Here is a 5,367-nt window from a genome sequence, read left to right on the forward strand (position 1 = left end):
GCATCCCCCAACTCGCGACATAACGATGGGGGCAGACGCCCCGAAACGAACCCGTCGACCGCAACCTGCAAACCCCCGCCTGCCATCACGACGGAGCAATCCCGGCGCCTGACGAGGCGCGTGGAAAAGCACCGCAACGGCGACCACAGCGTCGCTTCAGGCCGTCAAAAGCTTATCGCCGTGCATCAAGGCGGCTAGGTAGGTGTGGCCCGGCTTCGTTGAATCCGCTGCGGGCCAGCTCTCTGATAGAAATCGGCGCCGTCGTCCCAGGCTTTCCATGGGCATCGTTTCCCGCGCGGAATGAAGGTCTCCTTCCCGAAGGCGGCAATTCCTAAACTCGGTGCGATGCCCGATTTGCGGTCAGGCTGCATCCGCCTTTTCTTCCAGACCAAGTAATCGCTTCGGCCAGAGCGCCGGCGGTGAAGAATTGTCTTGCGCTATCCCTAGCAAATGCGCTCATGCTGCTATTCCTCCACGGGCACCTGCGCCGGGAGGGCACCTCTAAACGCGACCGATAGACCGAGGGGAGGGCTCAACCCAATGAGCAGGGTGGCGCCCGCAGATGCGACTCCAGCTTCGTCGGCGACATTTGCGCCGCTCGAGAATGCAACTTTCCGATCGATCTGGCTTGCTACGCAGGTGTCCAGCTTTGGCTGGCTAATTCAAACTGTCGCCATCAGTTGGCTGATGGCGACCATTTCGACTTCCGACGTGATGGTCGCCTTGGTGCAGGCTTCGACGACGTTGCCTACATTCATCCTGTCGATCATCGCCGGAGCCCTGGCTGATAATTTCAGCCGCCGCAATCTGATGTTCGCTGGCTGGTCCGTGATAGCGCTGTCCTCGGCGATGCTGACGGTTCTTGCAGGCTTGGGAATTTTCAATCCATGGATGGTTCTTGCATTCAGCTGTTTGGCCGGAGCGGGCGCCGCTTTCACCGATCCCGCTTGGCACGCGTCGGTCGGCGACATCTTACGAAAACGCGAAGTTCCAGCCGCGGTTACGCTCATCTCGGTTGGATATAACGCTGTTCGAAGCGTCGGTCCGGCGCTTGGTGGCATTGTCGTTGCCTCCTTTGGACCTTTGACAGCTTTCGCTGTGGCGACGCTGACCTATCTAGCGCTGCTGTGGACCATAGGGCGCCGCAAATGGGATGTTCGCTCGTCCCCCCTCCCGCGCGAGCCATTGACCACGGCCATTCATGACGGAGCGCGCTTCACGGCGCTATCGGCGGAGATCAAGGCGGCAATCGCGCGTGGCGCGCTTTTTGGCCTGACCAGCATCTCCATACTCGCGCTCCTGCCTGTCGTTGCCCGCGATCAATTAGGCGGAGGACCGATCGTTTATGGCATCCTGATGGCTGGCTTCGGGACCGGCGCCTTGTGCGTCGGCATCTGCAACAATGTTTTGAGACGGTCGCTCTCCCAGGAGCGACTGACAATACTGGCATGCATTGCTTGCGCGGCGTGTTGTTTATCTCTTGCTCTCACGTCTTCAGTGGCAGTGGCGGCTATTGCGCTGGCGCTCGGCGGCGCGGGATGGGTGGTCACCTGGACGGGGCTCGACGTAAGCGTTCAATTGGCAAGCCCAAGGTGGGTCGTTGGTCGCACGCTCTCGATCTATTATGCCCTTTCGTCGGGTGGTATCGCGGCCGGCAGTTGGCTGTGGGGTACGGTGGCTGAGAACTATTCGCTTGCCTCAGCCCTGGAGATTTCAGCTGCTGCGCTACTGATGGTCGCGGCCACCGGGTTCCTGTTGCCGATCCGTCAATGGCAAGACTCTGATCAGGATCCTTTTGGCTTCGAGACACCGCAACTCGCTCTCGACCTGAAGCCGAGAAGCGGCCCGATCGTCATCAAGATCGAGTACTCAATACCGGAGGCAAACGTCGAAGCTTTCCTCGATCAGATGCAGGAACGACGGCGGGTGCAAAGCCGCGTCGGCGCCAGGCACTGGAACCTCCAGCGCGATCTTCAGGATTCCTCGCTTTGGACAGAAACCTTCCGCACGCCGACCTGGATGGACTATCTGCGCCTAAACCATCGCCTCACAGCGGCGGACAAGGAATTGGACCAACGTCTGCTCGAATTGAACATGGGTGGAAACCCACCTCTTACTAAACTTTCGATTGAGCGGCCGACCGGGGCAACCCGCAAGCGGGATCAACCGACGCGATTTTTCTTCCGCCGGTGATCGCAGGCTGTTGTTGATAGAGTTTCAAGGGTGAGGGTAGATGACCGGCTTGGTAAGATTTGAGAGGCCAGTTGTGATTCAGATTGGCCGCTATACAGAACGCACCGTGTTCGATGTTAATGATGCGGCCTCCATCCTGCTGCGGGATCTTGGTGGTCGTCAGACGGAGAAGCACAGGGCAGCTATGGACGCCTGTCTGAAGGTTATACGAGGTGAGCTTCATCCACCCGCCGCCCGCAGGGCTTTCGTCGCGGTCGCGCGCGAAGCAAAGATTCTACGCTGCGATTGACTGGAGTGCTCAAGCGGCACCGCCCGGCAACTGGCGGCTGATACGGAAGGCCTGAGGCATGACGTTGCCGCTCTTCTATCTGACACGAGCAGGGCGCAGCAGTTCCTACCCGTCGACTACATCAGGCAAAGTATCTTCGACGACGCTCAAATTTCGATCGAAAGCCTCGGTGTCGGATGCGTGGGCTCGGAGAGATCGCACCTTGTTTAGGATAGCCGCAACCGCCGCTTCTTTTTCTGGCGCTATGCGTGTTGTCACCGCTTTGGCCGCCAACGCGGAAAAATCTATGGCGGCATAAGGTGGCACACCTGCAGTGTCGCTTGCTTTCGGCCGTTCTTTGACGATTGTGCGCCGGCCCCGCGGCGGAGCCATACGGCCGGCTTTTGCGGCAAATGTTGCGCCGCGCCGTAGGCGCGTCTGCAAGAGGCCTGAGCGGTACGCCGGTGCTGTCGGCACAATCGTCGGGAGCGCAGGAGATGGAACCGCCGCGGAAGCGTCCAGCGCAGGTCTTTTCGTGCGCGAAGCGTCGGTAGAGGCGGGCAGGGGCATGAATGCGCGTTTGGCGAGCTGGCCGTCGGCGAAATAGAAATTGCGCGTGCCAAGGATCGGCAGCTCGCCGCGCGGCAATATGATGACCTTGTTCTTGTCGAGCGTGCGGATTTCGTCCGGCCGCATGAGCGGCCGCCGCACTTCCTTGCGGTGCTCCGAGCGCGTGTAATAAGTGTCGAACAACGTCGCCTTGGTGCGCGTCACGTCTTTTTGCACGTCCGACCTTTCGCCGAGCTGCTCGGAAACGTAGCGCAGATCGTCAGCATCCTGCGCGCCGAAAAAGATCTGCACGCGAGCGGCATTAATGAGCGTCTTGCGCCCTTCCTGGCGATAGATCTCGCCTACAGCCTTCAACGACTGCACGAAAAACCACATCGAAACACCGTTGCCGCCGAGCACGCTCGCCATTTCGGTGACGTTCTCCAGCTTGCCGAGGTTCTGGAACTCGTCGAGCAGCACAAGTACCGGATGCTCGCCCGGCTGCGGCAGGCTTTCCGACATGAAGTTCATCATCTGCGTGATCAGGACGTTGAACAACGGTCCAAGCGAAGTGATCTGCTCGCGGCGCACGTCGAGATAGAGAGAAATCCGGTCCCGCTTGAGCCTGCGAATATCGAACGTGCTGCGCGAGGTGGCTCGCATCAGGCGCTCGTTGAGGAAGGGGGCCATGCCGGTGCGCACGCCGGCGTAGATTCCGGAGAACTGCCGCTCAGACATCTCAAAGTAGGGCAGCAGGGTTTGCAATGTGAAATGCGAACATTCGCGGCGGCGTTCCTCGCGCAGCGAGCCGATGAATTCCAGGAGCGGCTGCTCGGCACCGTTCATGATCTCGAGGATTGTGGCAAAGGTCTTTTTCTGGTTTGGGATCGTCGGCGATTCCATGACGAAGGATGCTATGCCGGTAAAAAGGAGACGGGCGTCGTTCACCCAATAAGGGTCGGCATTTGAGGGCGGTCGCGGAAACAGCGCCGCAGCGATGTTGCGAAGGTCGATGTCGCGCTGCGCCGAATCCAGCGAGATGAAGTCCATCGGATTGTAGCATGCGGTATTGCCGTCCTGATCAGCCGGCGCAAAACGCACCACGCGGCTGATGGTTGAACGGTAACCGGCAGTCGCCGCATAGGTCTCGCCCCGCAGGTCGAGAACCACGAGCGAATGCGGCCAGGTCAAGGCGTTCGGGATGATGAGAGACGTGCCTTTACCGGAGCGCGGCGGTCCGATGACGAAGCCGCCGACATCATCGCCATCAATCCACAATTTCTTGCCGCCGATCAGCCTGCGCTGCGTCAAGCGGATCTTGCCGGAGCGCTGATCGCGGCCGGGTGACAGAATTTCTGCAAGCCTGCCGCCGGCTCGACCGACAAAGACGCCGCCCACTTTCGTCAGCTCGGTTTTCGATACGTCGCTCATAGTCATGAAGCGAGAGTCATTGCGCTTTCTCGGACGCATGAGAAACAGGGCGACCAATGGCAAGAGAAACCCTAATGCTCCTGCCGCAACGGCGTATTGTACCCGGCTAACATTCCCCGCTATCGTATCTGCCCAGGCCAGACGAACGACGGGCAAGGGATTGGCGTTCAACTGGTCGAACAGGACCCGGGAGCCAGTCCTGAACCAATCTGTCGCGGCATAGACGACGGTGAAGACCAGGGCGCCCAGGGCCATCGCCATGAGCACCATGAAAATTGCAGTTGCGATTTTCTGCATGGATAGGCCCCCGCTAGATTGTCTCGGCCTTGGTGAACTTGATCTCGCTGATGCCGCGCCGTCCGCCTTCGGTGCGGACCATCTGGACGACCACCGGAATGACCTCGCGCAGATAGCCGAGGATTTCGCCTCGTGAGAGGCCCGAACTGCCCTGCATGACCATGAGCGCCAGCCGCTCGTAGGCGGACCGGGCGGAATTGGCATGAACGGTCGTGAGCGAACCCGGGTGGCCGGTGTTGATCGCCTGGAGGAATGCGAAGGTTTCAGCGCCGCGTAACTCGCCCAACAGCAGACGGTCGGGCCGCATGCGAAGCGAGGCTTCGAGCAGCTGTTGGGCGGAGACCTTGGCAAGCCCCTGGTCGCCCTTCGAGGCTATCAAGGTGACGTTGTTGGGAGCCGGCAGCCTCAGTTCGCGGGTGTCTTCGATCGTGATGATCCGCTCATGGGCCGGGATCTCCTTCAAGAGCGCATTCAAGAAAGTCGTCTTGCCGGTTGACGTGCCGCCTGAAACCACGATCGAGACGCGGTTGCGCACCGCGTATTGCAGGAAGTCCATTGGCGACGTGTCGTGCAACATCTCGACGAGTCGCTTTTCTTCGATTGAAAGCGCAAGGCCGCTGCCCATTGCC

At 60.0% G+C, this 5,367-nt stretch carries 4 protein-coding genes; 2 read left to right on the forward strand and 2 right to left on the reverse strand.

The features are described from left to right. Nucleotides 1-540 precede the first annotated feature (540 nt). Nucleotides 541-2,193, forward strand: coding sequence for an MFS transporter (locus tag X760_RS73270; protein WP_031195547.1), 1,653 nt, complete (start codon nt 541-543; stop codon nt 2,191-2,193). 40 nt (nt 2,194-2,233) lie between these two features. Further along, a complete protein-coding gene (locus X760_RS73275; RefSeq protein WP_023723202.1) occupies nt 2,234-2,482 on the forward strand; it encodes a DUF982 domain-containing protein in 249 nt (82 codons plus the stop codon). Between the two features lie 105 nt (nt 2,483-2,587). On the opposite strand, the gene X760_RS73280 is transcribed toward X760_RS73275, so the two are convergent. Then, nucleotides 2,588-4,738 (reverse strand): type IV secretory system conjugative DNA transfer family protein, encoded by a 2,151-nt coding sequence (locus X760_RS73280; protein ID WP_023723203.1) that lies wholly within the window; start codon nt 4,736-4,738, stop codon nt 2,588-2,590. Between the two features lie 13 nt (nt 4,739-4,751). After that, the coding region (locus tag X760_RS73285) for an ATPase, T2SS/T4P/T4SS family (RefSeq protein ID WP_036246066.1) at nt 4,752-5,367 on the reverse strand (616 nt) is incomplete at its 5' end.

Source organism: Mesorhizobium sp. LSHC420B00, from assembly GCF_000503055.1.
Lineage (GTDB): Bacteria > Pseudomonadota > Alphaproteobacteria > Rhizobiales > Rhizobiaceae > Mesorhizobium.

Excerpts from the sequence above, each read along its gene's own strand:
- X760_RS73270 (WP_031195547.1), top strand. The coding sequence starts at position 541 with ATGAGCAGGGTGGCGCCCGCAGATGCGACTCCAGCTTCGTCGGCGACA.
- X760_RS73275 (WP_023723202.1), top strand. The coding sequence starts at position 2,234 with ATGACCGGCTTGGTAAGATTTGAGAGGCCAGTTGTGATTCAGATTGGC.
- X760_RS73280 (WP_023723203.1), bottom strand. The coding sequence starts at position 4,738 with ATGCAGAAAATCGCAACTGCAATTTTCATGGTGCTCATGGCGATGGCC.